At 59.4% G+C, this 24,344-nt stretch carries 17 protein-coding genes; 16 read left to right on the top strand and 1 reads right to left on the bottom strand.

The window, feature by feature from the left end:
* Positions 1-11 precede the first annotated feature (11 nt).
* The 10 genes from ACYU7Q_RS19865 (at position 12) to ACYU7Q_RS19820 (ending at position 12,539) form a co-directional block, all read left to right on the top strand.
* Positions 12-3,548, top strand: coding sequence for a DUF4175 family protein (locus tag ACYU7Q_RS19865; protein ID WP_460611200.1), 3,537 nt, complete (start codon positions 12-14; stop codon positions 3,546-3,548).
* A 163-nt stretch (positions 3,549-3,711) separates the two neighbouring features.
* Complete coding sequence (locus ACYU7Q_RS19860) at positions 3,712-4,158, top strand: ATP-binding protein (RefSeq protein ID WP_460611199.1); 447 nt, start codon at positions 3,712-3,714, stop codon at positions 4,156-4,158.
* Between the two features lie 16 nt (positions 4,159-4,174).
* Positions 4,175-4,672, top strand: coding sequence for an rRNA maturation RNAse YbeY (ybeY, locus tag ACYU7Q_RS19855; protein WP_460611198.1), 498 nt, complete (start codon positions 4,175-4,177; stop codon positions 4,670-4,672).
* A gap of 109 nt (positions 4,673-4,781) precedes the next feature.
* Positions 4,782-5,507, top strand: a complete 726-nt coding sequence (locus ACYU7Q_RS19850) for a GNAT family N-acetyltransferase (RefSeq protein WP_460611197.1) — start codon at positions 4,782-4,784, stop codon at positions 5,505-5,507.
* A 166-nt stretch (positions 5,508-5,673) separates the two neighbouring features.
* Positions 5,674-7,542 (top strand): tRNA uridine-5-carboxymethylaminomethyl modification enzyme MnmG/GidA, encoded by a 1,869-nt coding sequence (gene mnmG / locus ACYU7Q_RS19845; RefSeq protein ID WP_460611196.1) that lies wholly within the window; start codon positions 5,674-5,676, stop codon positions 7,540-7,542.
* A gap of 147 nt (positions 7,543-7,689) precedes the next feature.
* Positions 7,690-8,598 (top strand): class I SAM-dependent methyltransferase, encoded by a 909-nt coding sequence (locus ACYU7Q_RS19840; RefSeq protein ID WP_460611195.1) that lies wholly within the window; start codon positions 7,690-7,692, stop codon positions 8,596-8,598.
* A complete protein-coding gene (locus tag ACYU7Q_RS19835; protein ID WP_460611194.1) occupies positions 8,598-8,864 on the top strand; it encodes a hypothetical protein in 267 nt (88 codons plus the stop codon). The genes ACYU7Q_RS19840 and ACYU7Q_RS19835 overlap by 1 nt, the downstream gene beginning before the upstream one ends.
* Positions 8,848-10,479 (top strand): Ig-like domain-containing protein, encoded by a 1,632-nt coding sequence (locus ACYU7Q_RS19830; RefSeq protein ID WP_460611193.1) that lies wholly within the window; start codon positions 8,848-8,850, stop codon positions 10,477-10,479. Before ACYU7Q_RS19835 ends, ACYU7Q_RS19830 begins: the two co-directional genes overlap by 17 nt.
* Positions 10,480-11,362: 883 nt before the next feature.
* Positions 11,363-11,857 carry a DUF4385 domain-containing protein gene (locus ACYU7Q_RS19825; protein WP_460611192.1) on the top strand — a complete coding sequence of 165 codons (495 nt, stop codon included), beginning with the start codon at positions 11,363-11,365 and terminating at the stop codon, positions 11,855-11,857.
* 196 nt (positions 11,858-12,053) lie between these two features.
* Complete coding sequence (locus tag ACYU7Q_RS19820; RefSeq protein WP_460611191.1) at positions 12,054-12,539, top strand: hypothetical protein; 486 nt, start codon at positions 12,054-12,056, stop codon at positions 12,537-12,539.
* Between the two features lie 189 nt (positions 12,540-12,728).
* On the opposite strand, the gene ACYU7Q_RS19815 is transcribed toward ACYU7Q_RS19820, so the two are convergent.
* On the bottom strand, positions 12,729-14,129 hold the full coding sequence (locus tag ACYU7Q_RS19815; protein ID WP_460611190.1) for an inorganic phosphate transporter: 1,401 nt from the start codon (positions 14,127-14,129) through the stop codon (positions 12,729-12,731).
* 174 nt (positions 14,130-14,303) lie between these two features.
* On the opposite strand from ACYU7Q_RS19815, the gene ACYU7Q_RS19810 reads away from it, so the two are divergent.
* The 6 genes from ACYU7Q_RS19810 to ACYU7Q_RS19785 all read left to right on the top strand — a co-directional run bounded on the left by ACYU7Q_RS19810 (position 14,304) and on the right by ACYU7Q_RS19785 (position 24,284).
* On the top strand, positions 14,304-15,806 hold the full coding sequence (locus tag ACYU7Q_RS19810; RefSeq protein ID WP_460611189.1) for a glycine--tRNA ligase: 1,503 nt from the start codon (positions 14,304-14,306) through the stop codon (positions 15,804-15,806).
* 229 nt (positions 15,807-16,035) lie between these two features.
* Positions 16,036-18,480 (top strand): efflux RND transporter permease subunit, encoded by a 2,445-nt coding sequence (locus ACYU7Q_RS19805; protein ID WP_460611188.1) that lies wholly within the window; start codon positions 16,036-16,038, stop codon positions 18,478-18,480.
* Between the two features lie 147 nt (positions 18,481-18,627).
* Positions 18,628-22,032 (top strand): isoleucine--tRNA ligase, encoded by a 3,405-nt coding sequence (gene ileS, locus ACYU7Q_RS19800; RefSeq protein ID WP_460611187.1) that lies wholly within the window; start codon positions 18,628-18,630, stop codon positions 22,030-22,032.
* A gap of 212 nt (positions 22,033-22,244) precedes the next feature.
* Positions 22,245-22,916, top strand: coding sequence for a lipoprotein signal peptidase (locus tag ACYU7Q_RS19795; RefSeq protein WP_460611186.1), 672 nt, complete (start codon positions 22,245-22,247; stop codon positions 22,914-22,916).
* 206 nt (positions 22,917-23,122) lie between these two features.
* Positions 23,123-23,794: a lipoprotein signal peptidase gene (locus tag ACYU7Q_RS19790; protein WP_460611185.1), complete on the top strand. Its 672-nt coding sequence runs from the start codon at positions 23,123-23,125 to the stop codon at positions 23,792-23,794.
* A gap of 106 nt (positions 23,795-23,900) precedes the next feature.
* Entirely contained in the window at positions 23,901-24,284 is a 384-nt protein-coding gene (locus tag ACYU7Q_RS19785) for a hypothetical protein (RefSeq protein WP_460611184.1), read from the top strand.
* Positions 24,285-24,344 lie beyond the last annotated feature (60 nt).

Here is a 24,344-nt window from a genome sequence, read left to right as displayed (position 1 = left end):
AGACCTGATTTATGGCGATGCTGATGGAGCGCGGCGCTGCGGCGGCCGAGTACCCCGCCTTGGCGCGGGTACGGACGGAGCTGGAAGCCTTCAAGCGCAAGTTTTACCTGAACCTACTGGTGCGTGGTGGTTTGGTGGCCGGTGGGCTGCTGCTCACGTTTTTCGTGGTATTCAACGGACTCGAATACTTCCTGTACTTGCCTACCGTGGTGCGGGCCGGGCTGCTGTTCGGCTTCATTGGCCTCACGATTTATAGTTTTGCGTGCTGGATTTGGACGCCGCTGGCGGCTCTCACCAACTTGCGCCGCCTGCTGAGCGACGAGCAGGCCGCCCGCCGGGTGGGAGAGATTTTTCCGGAAGTGCAGGACCGCCTGCTGAATGCGTTGCAGCTGCAGGGCCAGGCCCGCGACAACGCCCTGATTGCGGCCAGCTTGGAGCAGCGGGCCGCGCAGTTTGGCCAATATTCGTTTGCCGAGGGCATCGACATTCAGCAGCAGAGCAAGCCGCTGTGGAAGTACGCCGCGATTCCGGCGGCCGTGTTGTTGGCGTTGCTGGCCTTTTACCCTAGCTTTCTGGTCCAGGGCACCGAGCGGATTTGGCACTACAAGCGGGCGTATTCGCCGCCCGCGCCTTTTCAGTTTTTGATTAAAAACCCCAAGCTGACGGCGTTTCGGGGCGAGGATTTTACGCTGAATGTGGGCGTGGCGGGCGCGGCCTTGCCGGCCGATGTCAGCATTGCCTTCAACGACGGCGAGCGGCGGCTGAGCAAGGTGGCCGGGCACGGCGACCAGTTCCGCTACACGTTTGAGCAGCCGCAGGGTGATGTGACGTTTCAACTGAAAGGGGCGGGGTTTGCTTCGCCCGAATACCAGCTTACGGTGCTGGAACGGCCCAACCTGCGCGATTTCAAAGTCAATATTATCTACCCGCCCTACACCGGCAAGCCGGCCGAAACCATTGAGAATGGCGGTAACCTGACGGTTCCGGAGGGAAGCACGGTGCGCTGGGAATTTGCTACCGCCGCTACTGATGAACTGGAGTTGGTTTTTCAGAATCCCGACGAAACTTTAGCGGCCACCGGCGACGATGGCACCTTCGTCGCCGAGCGGCGCATCATGCGCTCGCAGCCGTATTTGCTGCGCCTGAAAAACCCGGCCAGCCTCAACCGCGACCCTATTTCCTACCAGCTCACGGCCGTACCCGACTTACCTCCCACGCTCACGCTGGAGGCATTTTCGGATACCGTGACGCGGCGCTTTCTGGCGCTGGGCGGCACCGTGCGCGACGACTACGGCCTGACGCGCTTGGAGCTGCACTACGCTTTGCGCCGCGCCGGGCAGGGACCGAATTCGGCCCCTAGCCGCCAGGGTGCTACGCCACTGGGCCTGCCGCGTGAGAGCGCCGGTACCTACGCCTATACCTGGAACCTGGGCGCGCTGAACATGCAGCCCGGCGACCGCCTCGAATACTACGTGGAGGCCTGGGACAACGACGGCGTGCATGGCCCCAAAGCCACGCGCACACGGCCGGCCGAATTCCGTCTGCCCAGCCGGCGCGAATTGCGGCAGGAGATGAATGCCCAGGCACAATCGGTGGCCAGCCAGATGAGCCAGGCCGCCAAGCAAAGCGAGAAGCTGGAGCGCGAGCTGGCGAAGTCGCAGGACAAGCTGAAGACCAAGCGCGACCTGAGCTTTCAGGACCGTAAGCAGCTGGAAAACATGCTGGACGAGAAAAACCAGCTCAACCAGCAGATGGAGCAGATGCAGAAGATGTTCGAGCAGCTGCAGCAGAAGCAAGACCAGCTCAGCCCCAAAAGCGAGGAGCTGGCCAAGAAAGCCGAGGAGCTGAAAAAGCTGATGGCCGACCTGCTCGATCCCGAAACCAAGAAGCTCTACGAGAAGCTGCGCAAGCTGCTGGAAGAGCAGAAAATGCCCGACGCGGAGATGCAAAAGCTGCTCCAGCAACTCGAAAACAAGGAAGACACCTTGCAAAAGGAGCTCGACCGTGCGCTTGAAATGTTCAAGCAGATGCAGCTGGAACAGAAGGCTGAAGAAACCGCCAACAAGCTCGACGAGCTGGCGAAGCAAGAAGACAAGCTGGCCGAAAAAACCGCGCAGAACGATAAGGAAAACCCCGACAACAAGCTTTCGAACCAGGAGCAGAAAGCCAAGCAGGAGCAACTGAAACAGGAGCAGGCCGAAAACCAAAAGGAGTTCGAAGACCTAAAAAAAGAGCTGCAGGACCTGAAGCAGATGGATAAGGAGCTCGGCGACCAGAACGGCATGGACGAGCAGAAGCCCGACCAGGAGCAAACCGACCAGGACATGCAGGAAAGCCAGCAAAGCCTGAGCAAAAACCAGAACAAAAAAGCCGCTGGCCAGCAAAAAAGCGCCGCCTCCCGCATGAAGAAAATGGCGCAAAAAATGCGCGACCAGATGAGCGAGGAGGAGAGCGACCAGGCCCAGCAGAACATCGACGACCTGCGCGATATCCTGGACAACCTCCTGACGCTGAGCTTCGACCAGGAGCAGCTGATGAAAGATTTCCGCAAAGTGGACCAGTCCGACCCGCGCTTCGTGCAGCTGGGCCAGACGCAGCGCAAGCTGCGCGACGACGCCAAGATTATTCAGGATTCGCTGTACGCCCTGGCAAAGAAGGAGCCCAAGATTCAGAGTTTTGTGACCCGCGAGGTGGGCGAGATGAACGGCCGCATGGACGAGTCGCTCACTCACATCCAGCAGCGCGATTTGAGCCGGGCCACGGCCACCGAGCAGCAGGCCATGACCAGCATGAACAACTTGGCCCTGATGCTGCAAAGCTCCCTCGACCAGATGCAGCAGGAGGCGCAGTCCGGCAAAGGCCAGCCCAAGGACGGCCAGGGTAAGCCCGGCAAGAAAAAAGGCAAGGGCAAAGGGCAGGGCCAGGGCAGCAAGCCCGGCCCCGGCAACATGGGCAAGATGCAACAGCAGCTCAACGAGCAGATTCAGCAGTTGTCGAAGTCGGGCAAATCGGGCCGTGAAATGTCGCAGGAACTGGCCAAGCTGGCCGGCCAGCAGCAGATGCTGCGCCAGGCCATGCAGCAGCTCGACAAGCTCCAGCAGGGTGGCAAGCCCGGCGGCTCGCAGGGCCAGGGCGGCGGCCAGCCCGGCCAGGGGCAGAGCAAGGACGGAAAAGACGGCAAGGAAGGCGGCCAGAACGGCAAGGATGGCAAAGGCAACCAGGGCGGAGGCGGCACCGGCGACATCAAGAAAATGATGGAGCAAACCGAAACCGACCTCGTGAACAAGCGCCTCACCGAGGAAACGATGATGCGCCAGCAGCAAATCCTCACCCGTCTGCTGGAAGTTGAGAAATCGGCCCGCGAGCGCGACCAAGACACCAAGCGCGAAGCCCAAGCCGCTCAGTATAAACCCCCGGTCTTTCCGCCAGCATTCGACAAATACAAGGTCAGCAAAGAACGCCAGACCGAACTATTACGTAGTACACCCCCGAACCTGACCCCGTATTACCAACGCGAAGTGGGCGAGTACTTCCAGAAAATAAAATAATCCGAACGACTTCCCATCCATGCGGGCCGTCGTTTCGTTAACCAATTAGTGTACTGTTAGAACCAAGCATTTGAGGATAGCAGAAATTGTTGCGGCGCTTTGCCGTTAAAAGACTATTTTTGCCGCCCCAATCTCGCTGCCGTCCTTCCCATCAAACCACCTTATGAAGCAGGTAAAAATTCAGATTCCGTCGCTCGTTGAGAATATCCGCGTCGTTGAGAGCTTCATCGACAATTCGAAGGATACCTTTCAGATTGAGGACGATATCTACGGCAATATCATGGTGGCCGTGACCGAAGCGGTGAATAACGCCATTCGCCACGGCAACAAGTTCGACAAAGACAAGAACGTCTACCTGTCGCTCTACGTGGAGCCCCAGCAGCTTAAGTTTGAGATTGAGGACGAAGGCACAGGCTTCAACTACGACAACCTGGACGACCCCACGGCGCCCGAAAACCTGGAGAATCCGGGTGGTCGCGGCATTTTCCTCATCCGCCACCTGGCCGATGAGGTGGAGTTCAGCAAGGAGGGCCGCTGCCTGCTGCTCACCTTCCAGCTAGCTCCCACGCCCGCCGACGAAGCCGCCACCGCCGACCACCTCGCCGCCTAAAGCTGCCTGATTTCGCATGAACAGCACCCCGCCGCTGGGACCGCCCCACCACGAAAACTTCCCGCCCGGCGAGCTGCACCACGAGGCCCCCGGCATCGAGTTCATGGTGGAAGATGCGCCCGATTTTGAGCTTTCCGACGCCGAAGAGCTGTTGGGCTGGATTGAGCGCGTGGCCAAGGTGCACGAACACCGCATCGTGCAACTTACCTACATCTTCTGCTCCGATGACTACCTGCACCGCCTCAACGTCGAGTACCTCGACCACGACACGCTGACGGACGTCATCACCTTCGACAATTCCGACGACGCCGACATTCTGGAAGGTGACATTTTCATCAGCGTGGAGCGCGTGCGCGACAATGCCCAGGACCTTGGCATCCCGTTCCGCGACGAGCTGCACCGCGTCATGATTCACGGCGTGCTGCACCTGCTTGGCTACCACGACAAGGACCTGCTGAGCCAGACGGCTATGCGCGCTAAGGAAGACTACTGCCTGGCGCTGCGCGAATTCTAAGCCGGCATTTTTCCTCCATAAAATTATCCAGCGCCCGCTTCATGCGGGCGTTGGCATTTCAGAATCGGGCCGGCCTCAGCAGCCGTGCCACCGTTGCCAGCCCCGCAATATGGCCGCCTCTTCTTCTGCCGAGTTCCCCATCATTCGGGGCGATGCCCTGGATTTTTACTTGGCCCAAGGTTACTACCGGATGCAGCAGGACCTGTTCACCTGCCAGTTCGTACCCTTTGATGGCCGCCTCTACACCGCCCATTGGCTGCGCATCGCCCTGCCCCGCGTAGAATGGGGCCCCGAGCAGCGCCGCCTGCTGCGCCGCAACGCTCGTTTCAAGGCCAGTATCCGGACCTTCCGCCTCACCGATGAGTACGAGGAACTGTATGCCCGCTACCGCGCCGCCATCACCTTCGATGCCGCGCCCACCATTGCGACCGTACTGCTGGGTGAGTCCACGCACAACGTCTTCAACACCCAGATTATCGAGTTGCGCGACGAAGGTCGCCTGATTGCCGCGGGCATCCTCGACTATGGGGAGCGCACCCTGGCCGGCATCCTCAATTTCTACGACCCTACTTACCACCGCCACAGCCTCGGCAAGTACCTGCTGCTGCTGAAAACCGACTACGCCCGTCGCCAGCGCCTCGACTATTATTACCCCGGTTACCTGGTGCACAATTATCCTAAGTTCGACTACAAGCTTTTCGCCTGCGCTGCTGCTACGGAGGTATTCGACAGCATCAGCGGTCAGTGGCTGCCTTTTGCCTGGGAGGCCGTACAAGCCAATTCGGCCGAGCTTTTTGCCGAGTGGCTGCCGGAAGATTTGCAGAGCAACATTTAGCCCTGAATCCTGAAAGCCGCAAGTCGTTTCACGTGAAACTGGCGGCTGGGGCCGAATTGCGTAATTTTGTAGGAACGCACCGCGGCGCGTTCGTCGTTACCCGATTTATTATTATCCGTTTTGCCAGCGCGGCACCTCCCGCGCACCCTGGCGTGTTCCTACGATTATGTTTCAAACCTCCGAATACGACGTCATTGTAGTGGGCGCGGGCCACGCTGGTTGCGAGGCCGCCGCCGCTGCCGCCAACCTCGGCTCGAAAGTGCTGCTGGTGACGATGAACATGAACACCATCGCCCAGATGTCGTGCAACCCGGCCATGGGTGGCGTGGCCAAGGGCCAGATTGTGCGCGAAATCGACGCGCTGGGCGGCCAGTCGGGCATCATCACCGACCAGACCATGATTCAGTTTCGGATGCTGAACCGTTCGAAAGGCCCGGCCATGTGGAGCCCGCGCGCGCAAAGCGACCGCATGCGCTTCGCTGAAGCCTGGCGCCTGACCCTGGAAGGCATTGCCAACGTGGACTTCTGGCAAGAGGCCGTAACCGGCATTGTGGTGGAAAACGGCACGGCTGTGGGCGTGAAAACCGCCCTCGGCATTGAGTTCCGCGGCAAGTCGGTGGTGCTCACGAACGGCACGTTTCTGAACGGACTCATCCACATCGGCGAGAAGAATTTCGGCGGTGGCCGGGCGGCCGAGAAAGGTAGCCGAGGCATTACGGAGCAGCTGGTGGAACTGGGCTTTGAAGCCGGGCGCATGAAAACCGGCACCCCGCCCCGCGTGGACGGCCGCAGCCTCGACTACTCCAAAATGGAGGCGCAGGGCGGCGACGAGGTACCCAGCAAATTCTCCTACCTCGACACGCCGCGCCTCACGCAGCAGCGCCCCTGCTACATCACCTACACCAACGAGCGGGTGCACGACATCCTGCGCGAGGGCTTCGAGAAGTCGCCCATGTTCCAGGGCCGCATCAAGGGCTTGGGGCCGCGCTACTGCCCCAGCGTGGAGGACAAAATCAACCGCTTCGCCGACAAGGACCGCCACCAGATTTTCGTGGAACCGGAGGGTTGGAGCACCGTGGAATGCTACGTAAACGGCTTCAGCAGCTCGCTGCCGGAGGACGTGCAGTACCGCGCCCTGCGCGAAATCGCGGGCTTCGAGAACGCGAAGATGTTCCGCCCCGGCTACGCTATCGAGTACGACTTTTTCCCGCCTACCCAGCTTGCGCTCACGCTCGAAACCAAGCTGATTGCGGGCCTGTATTTCGCGGGCCAGATTAACGGCACCACGGGCTACGAGGAGGCCGCCTGCCAGGGCCTGATGGCCGGCATCAATGCCCACAACAAGGTGCACGGCAAAGCACCCTTCGTCCTAAAAAGGAGCGAGGCCTACATCGGCGTGCTCATCGACGACTTGGTGAACAAGGGCACCGACGAGCCCTACCGCATGTTCACGAGCCGCGCCGAGCACCGCATTTTGCTGCGCCAGGACAACGCTGACCTGCGCCTCACCCCGCTGGGCCACGAGTTGGGCCTGGCCTCCGATGAGCGTCTGGAGCGTGTGCGAATGAAGGAAGCGCAGACGGCCGAAATCGGCACGCTGTTCCAGAAATTCGCCATCGAGCCTGCCGAAATCAACCCGCTCATGGTGGAGCTGGGCTCGGCCGAAATCCACGAAAAAACGCGCGCCGTGAACCTGCTGCGCCGCCCCAACGTGGAGCTGGCCGACCTGCGCCGCGCCCTGCCCGAGCTCGATGAAGCGCTGGCTGTTTACGACGCGGAAGCACTGGAGCAGGCCATCATCAACATCAAGTACGAGACGTATTTGCTGAAGGAACAGCAGCAAGCCGAGCGCATGCAGGAGCTGGAAAACTTCGTCATCCAAGGCCGGCTCGATTACCGCGCCATGCCCGCCCTCAGCCACGAGGCCCGCGAAAAACTTCTCAAGATTCAGCCCGAAACCATTGGGCAGGCTTCTCGCATTAGCGGCATCTCGCCGGCCGATGTATCGGTGCTGATGGTCTATTTGGGGCGTTAGGAAGTAGCGCGGACTTTTAGTCCGCGAGTGCAATTGAACCACTCGCGGACTAAAAGTCCGCGCTACGTAAAATTTGCGAACTTTGCCCAGCAATGAGATGAGCCGTGCCGCACCTGTGCCGGCCGGTTTTTGCCTTTACAAGTATCCGTGTCCTACGAACGAATAGATAATTGCCCGGTTTGCGGCAAAACCGAATTCAAGAACAAGCTGGTGGTGGAAGACCGCACGGTGAGCCACGAGAGCTTCGCCATCGTGCAGTGCGCGGCGTGCAGCTTCCAATTCACCAACCCGCGGCCGAGCGAGACTGAAATCGGCAAATACTACGAGTCGGACGCCTACGTGTCGCACAACAGCGCCGCCCAAGGGTTCGTGAATCAGGCCTACAAAGTGGCGCGGTTTTTCACCATGCGCCGCAAGGTGGCACTGCTCAACAAACTGGCTCCACGCCGGGGCAAACTGCTGGACTATGGCTGCGGAACCGGCCACTTTCTGGCCGCCGCCAAAGCTGCCCGCTGGCAGGTAGCGGGCCTCGAGCCCAACGCCCGCGCCCGCGAGGAGGCCAGCCAGCGCCTCGGCCAGCCGATAGGGCAAGAGAGCCTCGCCCAGTTTCAGCCCGGCACTTTCGATGCGATTACGCTTTGGCACGTGCTGGAACACGTGCACACCCTCAACGAAACGCTGGCCCAGCTGGTGGCGCTGCTGAAGCCCGATGGCGTGCTGCTCATTGCCGTGCCCAACGTGGAAAGTCTCGACGCCCAGCACTACCGCGAGCTGTGGGCCGCCTACGACGTGCCGCGCCACCTTTATCACTTCGCGCCCAAAACCATGGCCCAGCTGCTCAAAAAGCACAAATTGGCCATTCGCCAGACGCTGCCCATGCCCCTCGATGCCTATTACGTGAGCATGCTCAGCGAGAAGCACCGCAACGAGCGCGCTGGCGGCCTGCTCACCGTGCTCAAGGCCGGCTACAAGTCGAACGCCTACGCCGAGCAGCACGAGGGCCAGTATTCGAGCCTGCTCTACGTGGCCGGGCGGCGCACTCCGGCCGGCGCCTGATGCGGCCGGCGGCACGGTGGCGGCTACTCGTGGCGGCGGGCCTGCTGGCCACCGCCGCCCGCGCCCAAACCGTGCCCGCGCCGCTGCCCGATTCCATCAAAAAGCCACCGCCGACCTTTGTGGCCGATACCGCCCGGCACGTTGTGGTCGTTAGCACCACCGAGCCGACCTCCGAGGTGACGCGCCGCACGGGGCTGCGCATCGGGGCGGCCATTGTTGTTCTTACGCTCACCACGCTGCTGTTGTATAATGTCCGTTCGCGCTGAATTGCTGGCTTTGCTGGCGCTGGTTGCCTTGCTTGAAAGCTGCGCTGCCGTGGCCCCGCCCCTGGGCGGCCCGCGCGACCGCACCCCGCCACGCCGCATCAGCAGCTCGCCCGACAGCGCGGCCCGCAACGTGAAGCAGCAGTTCGTGCGGCTCAATTTCTCGGAGGCCGTCGTGACCAAGGAACTGAGCAAAAACCTGCTCATCACGCCCCAGCTGCCCGAAGACAATCCCTACAAGCTGCGCGAAGACCGCAATTCCATTACGTTGCTCTTCGACAAGCCGCTCGACCCGAACACCACCTACAGCTTTAATTTCCGGGAGGCCGTAGTGGACATCACCGAAGCGCTACCGGCCAAAAACGCTTACCTCACCTTCAGCACCGGGGCTGCACTCGACTCGGGCAAGGTGCGTGGCACGCTTACCGATGTGCTCACGGGCAAAACCGTGGAAGGCTCCAGCATCGGCCTGTACCGCGAAGGCGACACGCTGGGTGTGCGCAAAGGCCGCCCCTACTACACCGTGCTCACCGACAAAGCCGGGAAATTCAGCCTGAATTTCCTTAAGGCCGGCACCTACAAAATCTACGCCGTGGCCGACAAGAACAACAACGGCCACTACGACGAAGGCGAAAAAATCGCCTATCTGCCCACGCCCATCACCATCGAGGGCAGCACTGGCAAGGACATTCCCCTGGTGCTCACCCAGCCCGATAAACGCCCCCCGCTGGTTACCTCGCGCACCCCCAGTCCCACGCAGCTGCGCCTCAGCCTGAGCGAAGGCGTACGCACGGCCACGCTGATTTCTCTGGACAGCAAGGCCGCCCCGGCCGCTGTGGCCGAGGCCGTGCAGCTGGCCGACCACGGCCGCTCGGTGGTGCTTTTTAAAACCCCGGAAGTGGGCGATGGCCGCTACGTCCTCACCGCCACCGACAGCACCGGCAACGTGGGCCACGACACGCTGCAAGTCAAATTCCCCGTGCCGGCGGCGGCCAAAAAAGCCCCCGCCCCATCGCTCTACACCGTGGAGGGCGGCGTGCGCGCCGTGTACCCCGAGGGCCAGGTGAAATTCCAGTTTTCGGTGCCAGTACGCATTGCCAAAGACCGGCCGTTTGGCACCCTAGTAGAGGATTCCGTGAAGCGCCGTCCCTTGCGCCTACCCGCCGATGGCACCCTCAGTGCCGACCGCACCGAGCTGGCCGTGCGCTTCAATTCCAAAGCCAAAAAGCGGCTTGAAATCCTGCTTGACAGCACGGCCATCGCCGCCATTACCGCCCAAAACCTGCGCCTGAAGCCTCTGCGCCTCGGCATCAGCGAGCAGGACGTGTCGACCAGCCTCTCGGGCACCATCACCACCAAGGAGAAGAGCTTTGAGCTGCAATTGCTCGATGAGAAATTTCAGGTGGTGGCCAGCCTGCTTTCGCCCAAGGGCAGCTACCTGTTCTCGGACATGGCTCCCGGCACCTACCGCCTGCGCGTGCTCATCGACACCGACGGCGACGGTCGCTGGCGCGGCGGCGACCCCAATCTACTGCTGGTGCCCGAACCCGTGTACCTCGACCCCAAGCCCCAGCAGGTCCGCGCTGGCTTCGATATCGTGGAGCCGCTGAAATTCTAGCCGCGGTGCCTTTTTCTACTACTGTGTCAATCTGTCTGCATTTGCTGCAGGCAGGCAATCACAGCATTTTTGCGTTGCTATTCAGGTTGGCATTTTGCTCGCAGGAGGGGTCGCGCCATTGCGGTTTTCACCCTTTTCTTAGCCTGACCAACATCTTCCGGCTGGTTTGACTTCGGCAGCAAAATCTGCGAAAACCTCCCCAACTGTCCACATTGGTGGATAACTTTCCTTGTTTTCCAGTTACTGAGGCGATTTTCTGGCCTTAATCCACTGCTTTTCCACGGGGTTTTCCACATTGGTTATCGGTTGAGGATAAATTCGGGGATAACCTGGGGGAAACACCCTGGCTACTCGGGGATAAGTAGGGCAGAAGTTTTTTTGGCCAACAAGCTGCCCGCACAGGGCAAAACGAGCGGGGACAACCGTGGATAACTTTCCCCGGGGAAAACGCCTTCCCACACCATCGTTTTTCAGGGGATAATAAAAATGTGGAAACGTGGTGGACATGTTGAAAATCGATTCAACATGCTGATAAATAGTGTATTGTTTTCCACAATGCCGGTGTATAGCCCGTGGATAAATCCGCTATTACCCCCACGTTATCCCCAGCGTGGATAACCTCCCCGGCTTTTCCACTTATCAACCGACCTAATGAGTGGAAACAAAAAGAGTTTTTTAGAAAAAAATTTAATCAAAATTTAAAAGTGGGGAAAAGTCGAGGGGAAAGAGAAAATCAGCTCAGGCTCCAAAAAGCCATCTGCTAAAAAAAATAAGCGCCAGGGTTCCGGATTTTTGAAAAGCGGGCTTTTCGGTTTTTGCGCGAATCCGTATGGGTTATGCACACTGCCCAAAGACCTAACAAACCTTTGATTCAGGTTTCCCCATGCCGTTCGACTACACCCTCGATTTCCATTCCGTCGATTTCCGCCAGCACCCCGAACTCTACCGGGTGGGCCGGGGCGAGCAGGGCGTGCTGCTGGTGCAGCCCTACAAGGCCGAAATCCTGCCCCACTGGCGCTTCAAAGACGCGGCGGCAGCACGGGAGTCATCCGAAACGATTTACGGCCTGTTTGAGGCTTATTTGAAGGCCCACGATTTTGTGGGGGCCGACATGGCCCGCAAATTCATCCAGATGGGCTTCACCCGGGCCCGGCGCTACGCCAACCACGCCGGCGGCAAGAAGTACGCCGGCCCCGTGCCCGATGATAAAAAAGGCCAAAGCGGCGCCCACGGCCGCGCCGAATTGCCTCGCAATCCCCACCCCGATGTGGATAAGGTGGAAGCCGCCGCCATTTTCAAACGCAAGTGGGATGAGGCCAAAGCCCACCCGGAATACCTGCGGCAGAAGGAGGCGTTTATTGAGAAATATGGGAAGTAGGAGATAAGTGTGTGGATAAAAAGGCCGTCATGCAGAGCGCAGCGAAGCATCTTTACCGCTTCGTTGGTTCGATGGGATTACTTGCTGCGGGCAAGATGCTTCGCTGCGCTCTGCATGACGGCCTGCACCTTTGTTGCATCGCCAAACACCCGCCCTCCCTGCCTACCTTTGCTTACTACCCTTCACCCCAACCCGCATGAGCACCCCCCAACCCTCCAGCATCGAGGAAAACGAAATCATTCTGGGCACCGGCATGGGCCCGTTGCGCTTCGGCGCCACCATGGACGAAGTGCGCACCCTCGTGGGCGAGCCCGAGGAGATTGAAGAGTCGGACGACGACGACGACTTCGAACACCAGGCCTGGAACTACCACGAGGAGGACTACCTGCTATCGCTCTACTTCGACCGCGAAGACGATTTCCGCCTGAGCTGCATCGAAACCGACAACCCCAACATGCGCCTCTACGGCGAAGCCATTTACGGTCTGAGCGTGGACCAGGTGAAGGCCCTCATGGAGCGCCACGGCCAGGCTACGCCCGAGCTGGAAACCATGGAAGAAGGCGCCGTCCGCCTGTCCTACGAGAAGTCGATGATTGACTTATACTTTGAAGAAGGCGAGCTGCAGTTCGTCAATTTCGGCGTATTCATCAACGACGACATGGAAGTGCAGTGGCCCAAATAATCGAGCTTATCCACATTTCGACACGATTTAGCTGTGGATAAGTGGATAAGTAGGTGATATCAGCTGGTTTACCGCCCACTTTTGGCTGCTTATCGAAAATGAGTTCCGTTTATTTGTTCAGGCAATAAAAAAGACTGCTCCCGATTAGGGAGCAGCCTTTTTTGTGTTTTGACTTGTTGGGCTTACCTGCTATAGCACGGCTCGGAACAGCAGGAACAGCAGGCCGGATAGCACCATGGTTACCGGAAGCGTAAGCACCCAGGCCAAGGCAATGTTGCGCACCATGCCGGGGTTGATGTTCTTTACGCCGCGGCTGGCCACCATGCTGCCCGCGATGGACGAAGTGAGCACGTGCGTGGTCGACGACGGCAGGTTGAGCCAGGTGCTGGCTCCAATCATGGCCGCGGCCACCAGTTCGGAACTTGCACCCTGGGCGTAACTCAGGTGCTCCTTGCCGATGCGCTCACCGATGGTTTTCACAATGCGCTGCCAGCCAATCATGGTGCCGCAGGCCAGCGAGAGGCTCACCATGAGCAGCACCCACCACGGGGCGTAGTCGGTGAAGGTTTTCATCTCCTTGGAGGCCGCGTCATAGATGTTGCGGTCCTGGGTGCTAAGGCTGACGTTGGGCGAAGCCAGCAGCTTTTTGGCCCGGTTGGCGAGCAGCAGCACGTCGCGGCGGATTTCGAAGCGCGTTTGCTGGGGCAGGTCTTTTACCTGGGTTTTGCCAGCGAAAATGCGGTCGAGGTCGGCGGTTTTCTCCTGGATTTCGGTCAGGCTTTTCTGGTCGTTGGGGCTGAGGTCGGCCCGGTTTACGCGGCCGATGACATACTCCACTTTGCCCAGCGACTCGCGCAGGTCGAGCGGGTTTTTGCTTTCGTCGAGCGCGAAACGGAAGGGCACGATGCCAATCAGAATCAGCATAACCAGCCCTACGCCCTTTTGGCCGTCATTGGAACCGTGGAAAAAGCTCACCAGCGTACAGGTGGTGATGAGCAGCAGGCGAATCCAGAGGGGCGGGGGCTTGCGCTTGTGCGGCTCCTTAAAAATGGCCTTGCTCGGCGTGAAGCGCTTGAACAGAAACATCATGCCGATGGTGAGCGCGAAGCCCAGCAGCGGCCCCACCAGCAGGGCAATGCCCGTTTCGCCGGCTTTGGACCAGTTTACGGCCGTGCCGCGCGACTCGGGCAGCAGCGAATAGGCAATGCCCACGCCCAGAATGGAGCCAATAAGGGCGTGCGAGCTCGAAGCCGGAATGCCGTAGTACCAGGTGCCGATGTTCCAGATGATGGCGGCCAGAATGAGCGCGCCCACCATGGCAATGCCGTGGTACACGTTGGCGTCCACGAGGCTTTCGACGGGCAGCAGGTACACAATGCCCATGGCCACGCCAATGCCGCCGGCAAACACGCCGATGAAGTTCCAGAAAGCTGACCACACCACGGCCACCCAGGGCCGCAGCGCGTTGGTGTAAATAACGGTGGCCACGGCGTTGGCCGTGTCGTGGAAGCCATTCACGAACTCGAACGCGCAGGCGGCCAGCAGGCACACGCCGAGGAGCAGAAGCACGTGAGGTTCTAAACCAAACATAAAGAGGGGGTTGGTGGGTATTTAGGTTGAATCATGCGTCAAAGGTAGGGAGGTAGCTTACAGACGCTATGTTACCGAATTGTGACGCCAGGGCGATTCCGTGAAGCAGGAGTGAATTTCGCGCCTTCTACGCAGAAGTTTCAGCTTGCGCCGTACCGGCCTACTTTTGTGGGTATGAACCCAGCAATCGAAACCACCCAGCTTAAGGATATCGTGGCCCACGCCAAGGAATACGGCTTCGTATTTCAGTCATCGGAAATCTACGACGGCCTGGCCGCCGTGTACGACTACGGCCCCAACGGCGTGGAATTGAAGAATAACCTCAAGCGCCTGTGGTGGGACGCCATGACCCAGCTGCACGGCAACGTGGTGGGCATCGACGCGGCCATTTTCATGGACCCGCGCACCTGGGAGGCCAGCGGCCACATTGCCGGCTTCAACGACCCGCTCATTGACAACCTCGACAGCAAAAAGCGCTACCGCGCCGACGTGCTGCTCGAAGAAAAAGCTGCCGAGTACGAAAACGCCGGCAACCCCGAACGCGGTGCTGCCCTCACCGCCGAAATGGGCCGCCTGCTCACGGCCAATGACCTGGCCGGCGTGCGCCAGCTCATCATCGACGAGAAAATTAAGTGCCCCATCTCGGGCACCGGCAACTGGACCGAGGTGCGCCAGTTCAACCTGATGTTCTCCACCCAGGGCTCGGCCGTGGACTCGGAAGCGCCGCCCGTGTACCTGCGCCCCGAAACGGCCCAGGGCATTTTCGTGAACTTCCTGAACGTGCAGAAATCGGCCCGAATGAAGATTCCCTTCGGCATTGCGCAAATCGGCAAGGCCTTCCGGAACGAGATTGTGGCCCGGCAGTTCATCTTCCGCATGCGGGAGTTTGAGCAGATGGAGATGCAATTCTTCGTACGCCCCGGCACCGAAGGCGAGTGGTACGACACCTGGAAAGCCTCGCGCCGCAAGTTCCACGAGGCGCTGGGCCTGCCGGCCGAAAAGCTGCGCTACCACGACCACGACAAGCTGGCCCACTACGCCAAAGCCGCCGTGGACATCGAGTACGAATTCCCTTTCGGCTTCAAGGAAATGGAGGGCATCCACTCGCGCGGCGACTTCGACCTGACCCAGCACCAGAACCTGAGCCGCAAAAAGCAGCAGTATTTCGACGCCGACATTGACCCCGCCACCGGCAAGGCCTACGGCAACTACGTGCCCTTCGTGGTCGAAACCTCGGTAGGTGCCGACCGCCTGTTCCTGGCCACGCTCTGCAACGCCTACCAGGAGGAAACCATCACGGAAGGGGAGGGCGACGCCCAAACCACCAAAACCCGCACCGTGCTGAAGCTGCACCCCGCCGTGGCCCCGGTGAAAGCCGCCATCTTCCCGCTCGTGCGGAAAGACGGCATGCCCGAGAAAGCCCAGGAAATCTTCGATGCGCTGAAGTTCGATTTCCGCCTTGTGCTGGAAGAGCGGGATGCCATCGGCAAGCGCTACACCCGCCAGGACCTCATCGGCACGCCCTTCTGCATCGTGGTCGATGGCCAGACGCTGGAAGATGAAACCGTGACCGTGCGCCACCGCGACTCGCGTGAGCAAACCCGCATGCCGATTTCCGAACTGCGCGCCTACATTGGCGAGGCCGTGAGCTTCCGCCGCATTTTCGAGCAGCTGTAAGCCTGTAGCGTGGACTCTGCGAGTCCGCGCTTGAAAGACCGTTCTGCCCCGCGCCGACTCGCAGAGTCCACGCTACAAAAAGCCCCGGCCCTATTTTGAGCCGGGGCTTTTTCATGGAGTTTATCAATTTTCTGGGCTGGTTGCTTTGACAGTGCGGATTGCCGGTTCCGCTCGCAATGACAGACGTGGGCCGCCCCTTAACGTAACTTTGCCTCCTTATAAGGATTTTATGTGGGAAAAGCTCGCCGTCTTCATCATCCGATTCCGCCTGTCGTTGGTCGCGGTGTTGGCTGTCATCACCGTCTTCATGGCTTACAAAGCGAAGGACGTGGAAATGACCTACGACTTCGCCCAGGTGGTGAGCGAGCAGGACCCGGACATGCTCTATTTCAAGCAGTTCAAACGCACGTTTGGGGAAGATGGCAACGTGCTGGTTATTGGCCTGCAGGACAGTTCCATCTACAAGCTGGGCAACTTCAATGAGTTCCGCCAGCTCACCGATACGCTGGCCAAAGTGCAGGGCGTAAACGGCGTGCTCAGCGTGAGCAAGCTGCTCAACATCAGCAAAGACACCGCCACCAACAGCTTCAAAGCCGCGCCCATTTTCAAAGCCCCGCCGCGCTCACAGAAGGAACTCGACAGCCTGATGCGCGTGGTCAACAGCGTTGAGTTCTACAAAGGCCAGCTCATCAGCCCCAGCACCGGGGCCACGTTGCTGGCCCTCACGATGGACCCGAAGTACCTGAATTCTTCGAAGCGGCAGGCGGTGATGAACAACATTCTGGGCTTCGCGGCGCAGTTTGAGAAGAAAACCAGCATCAAGCTGCACTACGCCGGCCTGCCCTACGTGCGCTCCACGATGACGAGCAAAGTGGCCGGGGAGATGAAATTCTTCACCATTCTGGCCATGATTGTGACGGGTATCACCCTGCTGGTGTTCTTCCGGACGTGGTCGGCGGTACTGTTTCCGCTCATCGTGGTGGGCGTCACCGTTATCTGGTGCATTGGCTCGATTGTGCTGCTGGGCTTCAAAATCAACCTGCTCACGGGCTTGATTCCCAGTATAATCATCGTAATCGGTATCCCGAACTGCACCTACCTGCTCTCGCGCTACCACTACGACTACCGAAAATCGGGCAACCAGATGCTGGCCATGACGCGGGTAATCCGCAAAATCGGCCTCGTCACGCTGATGAACAACACGACCACGGCCGTGGGCTTCATCGTGTTTGCCTTCACCGACATTGCTATTCTCTACCAGTTCGGCCTCGTCGCTACCATCAACATCTTCGCGGCCTTCATCATCAGCTTCGTTCTGATTCCGGCCGCCTTCACCTACCTGCCGCCGCCCACGCCCAAGCAGCTGGAGCACCTCGACGCCGCTCCGCTCACCAAGCTGCTGGAGTTCTTCGACCACCTCGTGCTCGACCGTCGGCCCACCGTCTACATCGCCGCACTGGTGCTGGTAGCGGGCGCTGCCATCGGCATCTCGCGCATCGAAGCTGTGTCCTATATGGTGGACGACTTGCCCAAGAAAAGCTCGGTGAACTCCGATTTGGCCTTCTTCGAAAGCCACTTCAACGGCGTGATGCCGCTGGAATTCGAGGTAGATACCCACAAGAAAAAGGGCCTGTTCAAGCTCAAGAATCTGGAGAAAATCGACCAGTTCGAGAAGTACCTGCGCACCCAGCCGGAGCTGTCGCCGCCCGTCAGCCTCGTTACCTTCCTCAAGGCCAGCACTCAGGCTTTCTACAACGGCAATCCGTCGTTCTACCGCTTGCCCGATAACTCGGAAAAGAACTTCATCCTGAGTGCCTTGGCCAATTCGGGTGGCTCCGCCGGCGGCGCGGGGATGAACAGCAAGCTGCTGCATTCCTTCATGGACAGCACCAGCCAGAAGGCGCGTATCAGCCTGAAAATCGCCGACATCGGCTCCCAGAACCTGGACACGCTGATGAACACGAAAATCATCCCGGAGATGAATCGCATCTTCAAGGGAACGGGGATGGACATCCGGCCCACGGGCACGACCATCATCTTTACCAAGGGCAACGAGTACGTTATTCACACCCTGCGCGACAGCTTGTTCATGGCCTTCGGGCTGGTGGGTCTGGTGGTGCTCATCCTCTTCCGCTCGTTCAAGACGGTTCTTTTCGCCCTTATCCCCAATGCCGTCACGCTGATTCTCACGGCCGGCATTATGGGTTATTTCAACATCGCGCTCAAGCCCAGCACGGCCCTGATTTTCGTGATTGCGCTGGGGATTGATGGGGACAACTCTATTCACCTGCTGGCCAAGTTCCGGCAAGAAATGGCTGCGAATGGGGGCCGGGTGCGCGATGCCGTATCTGTCACGCTAAGCGAGGCGGGCACCAGCATGATATACACGAGCATCGTGTTGTTTGTGGGTTTCAGCATCTTCGCCTTCAGCGAATTTGGCGGCACCAAGGCGCTGGGAATGCTAATGTCGGCGTCGCTGTTGATAACCAACTTCTCCAACCTGATACTGCTGCCCTCGCTGCTCGTGACGTTTGAGCACGGCAAGGGCGACACGGACACCAACGCCCTCATTCGGCACTACGACGAGTCGTACCACGAAGAGGACGATGATGCCGACTTGAACCTGAAAGAAATGCACAAAGCATCTGATTACGAAGGCGATTACTCCATCTAGAACGAGGCTGAACAATTCAAAAGAACGTCATGCAGAGCGCAGCGAAGCATCTTTACCGCAATAGTAAATGGATGCGTTGCGCAGTAAAGATGCTTCGCTGCGCTCTGCATGACGTTCTGATAGACTGACGATTGATTACCTAACCCAATGAAATACCCCGAATACAAGCAGCCGCTCAACTACGGCCAGCTCGGCGAAGACATCCTCGCCTGGTGGAAGGAGCACGGCATCTTTGAAAAGAGCGTGAGCAGCCGCGAAGGCCAGCCCACGTTCGTGTTTTACGAGGGCCCGCCCTCAGCCAACGGCGCGCCCGGCATCCACCACGTGATGGCGCGGACGGTGAAGGACATTTTCGGCCGCTACCAGACGCTGCTGGGCAAGCAAGTGCCCCGCAAGGGCGGCTGGGACACCCACGGCCTGCCCATCGAGCTGCAAGTGGAGAAGGAGCTGGGCATCACGAAGGAGGACATCGGCAAGAAAATCAGCGTGGAGGACTACAACCAGCGCTGCAAGGAAACCGTCATGCGCTTCAAGGCGCAGTGGGACGACCTGACCGAGAAAATGGGCTACTGGGTCGACCTCAACGACCCCTATGTGACCTTCGAGCCGGAATACATCGAAAGCTGCTGGGCGCTGCTCAAGAAGCTCTACGACAAAGGTTTGCTCTACAAGGGCTACACCATCCAGCCGTACTCGCCGGCCGCCGGCACCGGCCTGTCGTCGCACGAGCTGAACCAGCCCGGCACCTACAAAGACGTGAAAGACACGACCGTGGTGGCGCAGTTCAAGGTGAAGCACACGGAGGTTTCGGAGAAGCTTTTCGCCGCTGCTGGCGCTGATGCCAACGTGTACATCCTGGCCTGGACGACCACGCCCTGGACCCTGCCCGCCAACACCGGTTTGGCGGTGGGTAAGAACATCCCGTACCAGCTCATCCGCACCTTCAACCCCTACACCTACGCGCCCATCCACGTGGTGCTGGCGAAGGCGTTGGTGAGCCGTTATTTCAACGAAAAAGGGGCTGCCGCGCCGCTGGAAGGCTATGCCGAAGGCGACCACAAAGTGCTGCCCTGGCGCGTGGAAGGCGAGTTTACGGGCGCTGACCTCATCGACATCAAGTACGAGCGTCTGTTCGATTTCACGCCTTTTGAAGGGCAGGAGCGGGCTTTCCGCGTCATCAACGGCGACTTCGTTACCACGGAGGACGGCACGGGCATTGTGCACATCTCGCCCACGTTTGGCGCCGACGACTTCCGGGCCGCGCAGCTGGCCGACATCCCCGCCCTGATGGTGCCGGATGCTGAAGGCACGCTCGGCCCCATCGTGGACCGGACGGGCCGCTACGTGCCCCAAATGGGCGAGTTTGCGGGCCGCTGGGTGAAGAACTACGACGGCCACGACGAATCCGGCGCCGACTATAAAACGCTGGACGAGAGTATCGTTATCAAAATGAAGGGCGACGGCACGGCCTTCAAAGTGGAGAAGTACGAGCACACCTACCCGCACTGCTGGCGCACCGACAAGCCCGTGCTCTACTACCCGCTCGATTCCTGGTTCATCAAGACCACGGCGGTGAAAGACCGGCTCATCGAGCTCAACAAAACCATCAACTGGAAGCCCGAAAGCACCGGCACCGGCCGCTTCGGCAACTGGCTGGAAAACCTGGTAGACTGGAACTTAAGCCGCTCGCGCTACTGGGGCACGCCGCTGCCCATCTGGCGCAGCCAGGACCGGACGGAGGAACTCTGCATCGGCAGCATCGCCGAGCTGAAGGCGGAGATTGACAAGGCCGTGGCGGCCGAAGTCATGACCCACAACCCCTACGCCAACGGCGAAAAAGTGGACCTGCACCGGCCCTACGTGGACGATATATTCCTCGTTTCGCCCACCGGCCAGCCCATGTACCGCGAGCCCGACCTCATCGACGTGTGGTTCGACAGTGGCGCCATGCCCTACGCGCAGTGGCACTATCCGCTCGAAAACGAAGGCCAGTTCCAGAAGAATTTCCCTGCCGATTTCATTGCCGAAGGCGTGGACCAAACCCGCGGCTGGTTCTTCACGCTGCACGCCCTGGCCGTGATGCTGGAAGACTCGGTGGCCTTCAAAAACGTGATTGCCAACGGCTTGGTGCTCGACAAGAACGGCAATAAGATGAGCAAGCGCCTCGGCAATGCCGTCGACCCGTTTGCCACCATCAAGCAGTTTGGCCCCGATGCCACCCGCTGGTACATGATTGCCAACGCCCCACCGTGGGACAATCTCAAGTTCGACCCCGCCGGCGTGACCGAGGTGCAGCGCCGTTTCTTCGGCACGCTCTTCAATACGTACTCGTTCTATGCGCTTTACGCGAATTTGGACGAGTTTCAGACCAGTGAATTCGACCGCGTGCCGCACGCCGAATTGAGCGAGCTGGACCGCTGGATTTTGAGCAAGCTGCAGTCGCTGATTGTGGAAGCCCGCGGGCACCTCGACAATTACGACCCGACGAAGGCCGCCCGCGCCATCCAGGATTTCGTGACCGACCAGCTCTCGAACTGGTACGTGCGCCTCTCGCGCCGCCGTTTCTGGAAGGGCGAACTGACCACGGACAAGCGCGCTGCCTACGAAACCCTGCAGGAATGCCTGGTGGTAGTGGCGCAGCTGATGTCGCCCATCGCGCCGTTTTTCGGCGAGTGGCTGTACAAGAACATGACCGACGGCATGCGCGCCGAAGCCGTGGCCAAAAACACGCCCCTGGCCCCCGAATCGGTGCACCTCACGCTGCTGGTGGAGGCCGACCTGGCCCGCATCGACCAGCAGCTGGAGGAGCGCATGGAACTGGCCCAGCGCATCAGCTCACTGGCCCACTCGCTGCGCAAAAAGTCGGTGCTAAAGGTGCGCCAGCCCCTGCAGCGCATCCTGGTGCCGGTGCTGAACGACCGGACCAAGGAGCAAGTCGGCCTCGTGGAGGACCTGATTTGTGCCGAAATCAACGTGAAGCACGTCGAATTCCTGGACGATAGTAGCGAAAGCGGCGTGCTGGTGAAGTCGGTGAAGCCCAATTTCAAGCGCCTCGGCCAGCAATACGGCCCGCGTCTGAAGGCCGTGGGCGCCCGCATTCAGCAGATGACGGCCGCCGAAATCTCGAAGCTGGAGAAGGAGGGAAGCCTTGCCGTACTCGTGGAAGACCAGCCCATCACCCTGGCCCCGGACGATGTGGAAATCCGTACCGACGACCTGCCCGGCTGGCTCGTGGCCACCGACGGCCCCCTCACCGTGGCCCTCGACGTGACCCTGACCGACGAGCTGCGCCAGGAAGGCCTCGCCCGCGAGCTGGTGAACCGCCTGCAGAACCTGCGCAAAGACTCGGGCCTGGAAGTGCAGGACAAAATCCGCGTCACTTTGGCAGACCAGCAGCCCGAGCTCACGGCCGCCGTGGCCGCGTTCGGCGACTACATCCGCACCGAAACGCAGGCCCTCGCCCTCACCTTCGCGGCCGATGTGAACGGCGGCTCGGTGCTCGAATTTGATGACTACTCCGTGCCGGTCTTTTTGGAGGTCGCAACTACCTGATGCTGAACGACTCGCCGGGAGGTGAAATCCCCGGTGAGTCCTCGGCCGCACAAATGGCCAATAAGCTCGTCTTTGTTCGTTAAAAACATCAGACAGTCAGTTATAAAAGGTACAAAACGCAATGAAAATAAGGTCGGCATCTGTCCGTCCTGGAAATGCCGCTTTAGTACCGATTTCTGGCTTCAATTTCCTCGATTTTCGGCCCTGCCTGAATGCACCCAACCCTCACCAATCGCCAGCAAACTGCGGCTAAATTCTTTCTGCTGGCGCTGTTCGTCATTGCCATCGACCAGCTGTCGAAGTGGGCTGTGCACACCTACATGCAGGCCGGCATGGCGGGCGAAATCTCCCTCATCGGCCACTGGGCCAAGCTGCACTACACGCTGAACCCTGGCATGGCCTTCGGGGCCGAGCTGCCCGCACCATATGGGAAGCTGGTTCTCAGCGGGTTCCGCCTGCTGGCCGTGTTTGGCTTGAGCTACTACATTATCCGCCTCTGCCGCCAGCGCGCCGCCGCCGGCTACATCGCCTCCATGGCCCTCATCCTCGGCGGGGCCGTGGGCAACCTGATTGATTCGGTTTTCTACGGCGTCATCTACGATAACGCGCCGTTTGGCTCACCCACGCGCTGGTTCTACGGCCAGGTCATCGACATGCTCTACGTCGACATTTACGAAGGCTTCCTGCCCCAAAACTGGCCGCTGATAGGAGGGAAGTATGTGTCGCTCTGGCCCATCTTCAACATCGCCGATTCATCCATTTTCATCGGCGTGGCGTTAATTCTGCTCAATCAGAGCCGTTTTTTCAAGCAGGAAGAGCCCGTGGCAGCCCCCGCCATGCACAGCGAGCCGCTGGTAGCCCCCGACTCGGAGAATCTGGCGTAGCGCCACTTTCTGTAGGGCCGGTGCGGTCCGTAACACCAGAACGTCGTGCTGAGTGAAGCATAGCGCAGCCGAAGCATCTCTACCGGGGTCGTAATTTCACTCCCCACAACGAAGCGGTAGAGATGCTTCGACTCCGTTGCGCTTCGCTCAGCACGACGTTTTTTATTGCCTTTTGCCCGCCAATCCTGCCCCTGGCACCCTCCGAAATGCACCCAACGCTCACCACCCGCCAGCATTCCGCAGCTAAATTCTTCCTGCTGACTCTGCTCATTATTGCGCTCGACCAACTATCGAAGTATTTGGTGAACAGCTATATGCAGTTCGGTTTGGCCGGCGAAATCCCGATTTTCGGCCAGTGGGCCAAGCTCACCTACACGCTGAACCCCGGCATGGCCTTTGGGGCTGAGCTGCCTGCGCCCTATGGCAAGCTGGCGCTCACGGCTTTCCGCATGCTGGCCGTGGGCGGGCTGATTTACTACATTATTCGCCTTTGCCGCCAGCGCGTGGCGGCCGGCTACATCGCCTGCATGGCCCTTATTCTTGGCGGCGCGGTGGGCAATCTGATTGACTCGATTTTCTACGGAATTATCTACAATAACGCCCCTGTAGGCTCGCCCACGCGCTGGTTCTACGGCCAGGTCATCGACATGATTTACGTGCCGCTGTACGTGGGTTATTTCCCCAAATCCTGGCCCCTCATCGGCGGCTCCTACAGCAGCGGCTTCCCCATCTTCAACATCGCCGATTCTTCCATCTTCATCGGCGTAGTGCTGATTCTGCTCAACCAGAGCCGCTTTTTCAATGAATCGCAACCGGCAGTCGCCCCGCACCCCGAAAGCGCGCCCTTAGTCGCGCCAGACGCTGAGAAGCTGGCGTAGCAGGGGAGAGGCTGGGCCGTTGAACGGTAATGAACGTCAGACCTTAGAACGGTCATGCTGAGCGCAGTCGAAGCATCTCTACCACTTCGCCGAGAATCCTTGATTTATGAATGATATCCTCTTTGAATCCCTGAAATCCTTTCTGCTGCAAGTTCCTGCCATTGAAGGGACGATAGGAACAGGCATTGACGAAGGTTTATGGTGGGTGAAGTTCAAGATTGATATTCGCCACCCTTTGGCGTGGCACGTGGTCCAGGAGATAGGTCACGTAGTCAATTATGTGTCAATCGATGAGAGGCTGCCAACTGCTTTTTATCCGGTTTCACCGCCGCCGTATATGAATGGCGGCCCAGATGAATTCTTGTCTTGGCTTATTGAGAATAAAGACCCTGACTTCACGCCTGACCTCATGAAAACGTGGCTTGAGGGAAGATTGCCGCAGCCTGTCAACGACGAAGCGCAGTGGTCGACTGAGGATGAAGAAGATTAACAAATTATAACCCCGCAATGAAGCGGTGGAGATGCTCTGCCTGCGCTCAGCATGACGTTC

This window comes from Hymenobacter terrigena (genome assembly GCF_054776515.1).
The sequence above is the reverse complement of the archived record's forward strand: the minus strand, read 5'-3'. Positions and strand labels throughout refer to the sequence as shown.

What these genes read in the sequence shown, in the direction of transcription:
- ACYU7Q_RS19850 (WP_460611197.1), top strand. Translation starts at nt 4,782, where the DNA reads ATGGCCGCCTCTTCTTCTGCCGAGTTCCCCATCATTCGGGGCGATGCC.
- ACYU7Q_RS19815 (WP_460611190.1), bottom strand. Translation starts at nt 14,129, where the DNA reads ATGTTTGGTTTAGAACCTCACGTGCTTCTGCTCCTCGGCGTGTGCCTG.
- ileS (WP_460611187.1), top strand. Translation starts at nt 18,628, where the DNA reads ATGAAATACCCCGAATACAAGCAGCCGCTCAACTACGGCCAGCTCGGC.
- mnmG (WP_460611196.1), top strand. Translation starts at nt 5,674, where the DNA reads ATGTTTCAAACCTCCGAATACGACGTCATTGTAGTGGGCGCGGGCCAC.
- ACYU7Q_RS19805 (WP_460611188.1), top strand. Translation starts at nt 16,036, where the DNA reads ATGTGGGAAAAGCTCGCCGTCTTCATCATCCGATTCCGCCTGTCGTTG.
- ACYU7Q_RS19835 (WP_460611194.1), top strand. Translation starts at nt 8,598, where the DNA reads ATGCGGCCGGCGGCACGGTGGCGGCTACTCGTGGCGGCGGGCCTGCTG.
- ACYU7Q_RS19810 (WP_460611189.1), top strand. Translation starts at nt 14,304, where the DNA reads ATGAACCCAGCAATCGAAACCACCCAGCTTAAGGATATCGTGGCCCAC.
- ACYU7Q_RS19860 (WP_460611199.1), top strand. Translation starts at nt 3,712, where the DNA reads ATGAAGCAGGTAAAAATTCAGATTCCGTCGCTCGTTGAGAATATCCGC.
- ACYU7Q_RS19830 (WP_460611193.1), top strand. Translation starts at nt 8,848, where the DNA reads ATGTCCGTTCGCGCTGAATTGCTGGCTTTGCTGGCGCTGGTTGCCTTG.
- ACYU7Q_RS19825 (WP_460611192.1), top strand. Translation starts at nt 11,363, where the DNA reads ATGCCGTTCGACTACACCCTCGATTTCCATTCCGTCGATTTCCGCCAG.
- ACYU7Q_RS19785 (WP_460611184.1), top strand. Translation starts at nt 23,901, where the DNA reads ATGAATGATATCCTCTTTGAATCCCTGAAATCCTTTCTGCTGCAAGTT.
- ybeY (WP_460611198.1), top strand. Translation starts at nt 4,175, where the DNA reads ATGAACAGCACCCCGCCGCTGGGACCGCCCCACCACGAAAACTTCCCG.
- ACYU7Q_RS19790 (WP_460611185.1), top strand. Translation starts at nt 23,123, where the DNA reads ATGCACCCAACGCTCACCACCCGCCAGCATTCCGCAGCTAAATTCTTC.
- ACYU7Q_RS19795 (WP_460611186.1), top strand. Translation starts at nt 22,245, where the DNA reads ATGCACCCAACCCTCACCAATCGCCAGCAAACTGCGGCTAAATTCTTT.
- ACYU7Q_RS19865 (WP_460611200.1), top strand. Translation starts at nt 12, where the DNA reads ATGGCGATGCTGATGGAGCGCGGCGCTGCGGCGGCCGAGTACCCCGCC.
- ACYU7Q_RS19820 (WP_460611191.1), top strand. Translation starts at nt 12,054, where the DNA reads ATGAGCACCCCCCAACCCTCCAGCATCGAGGAAAACGAAATCATTCTG.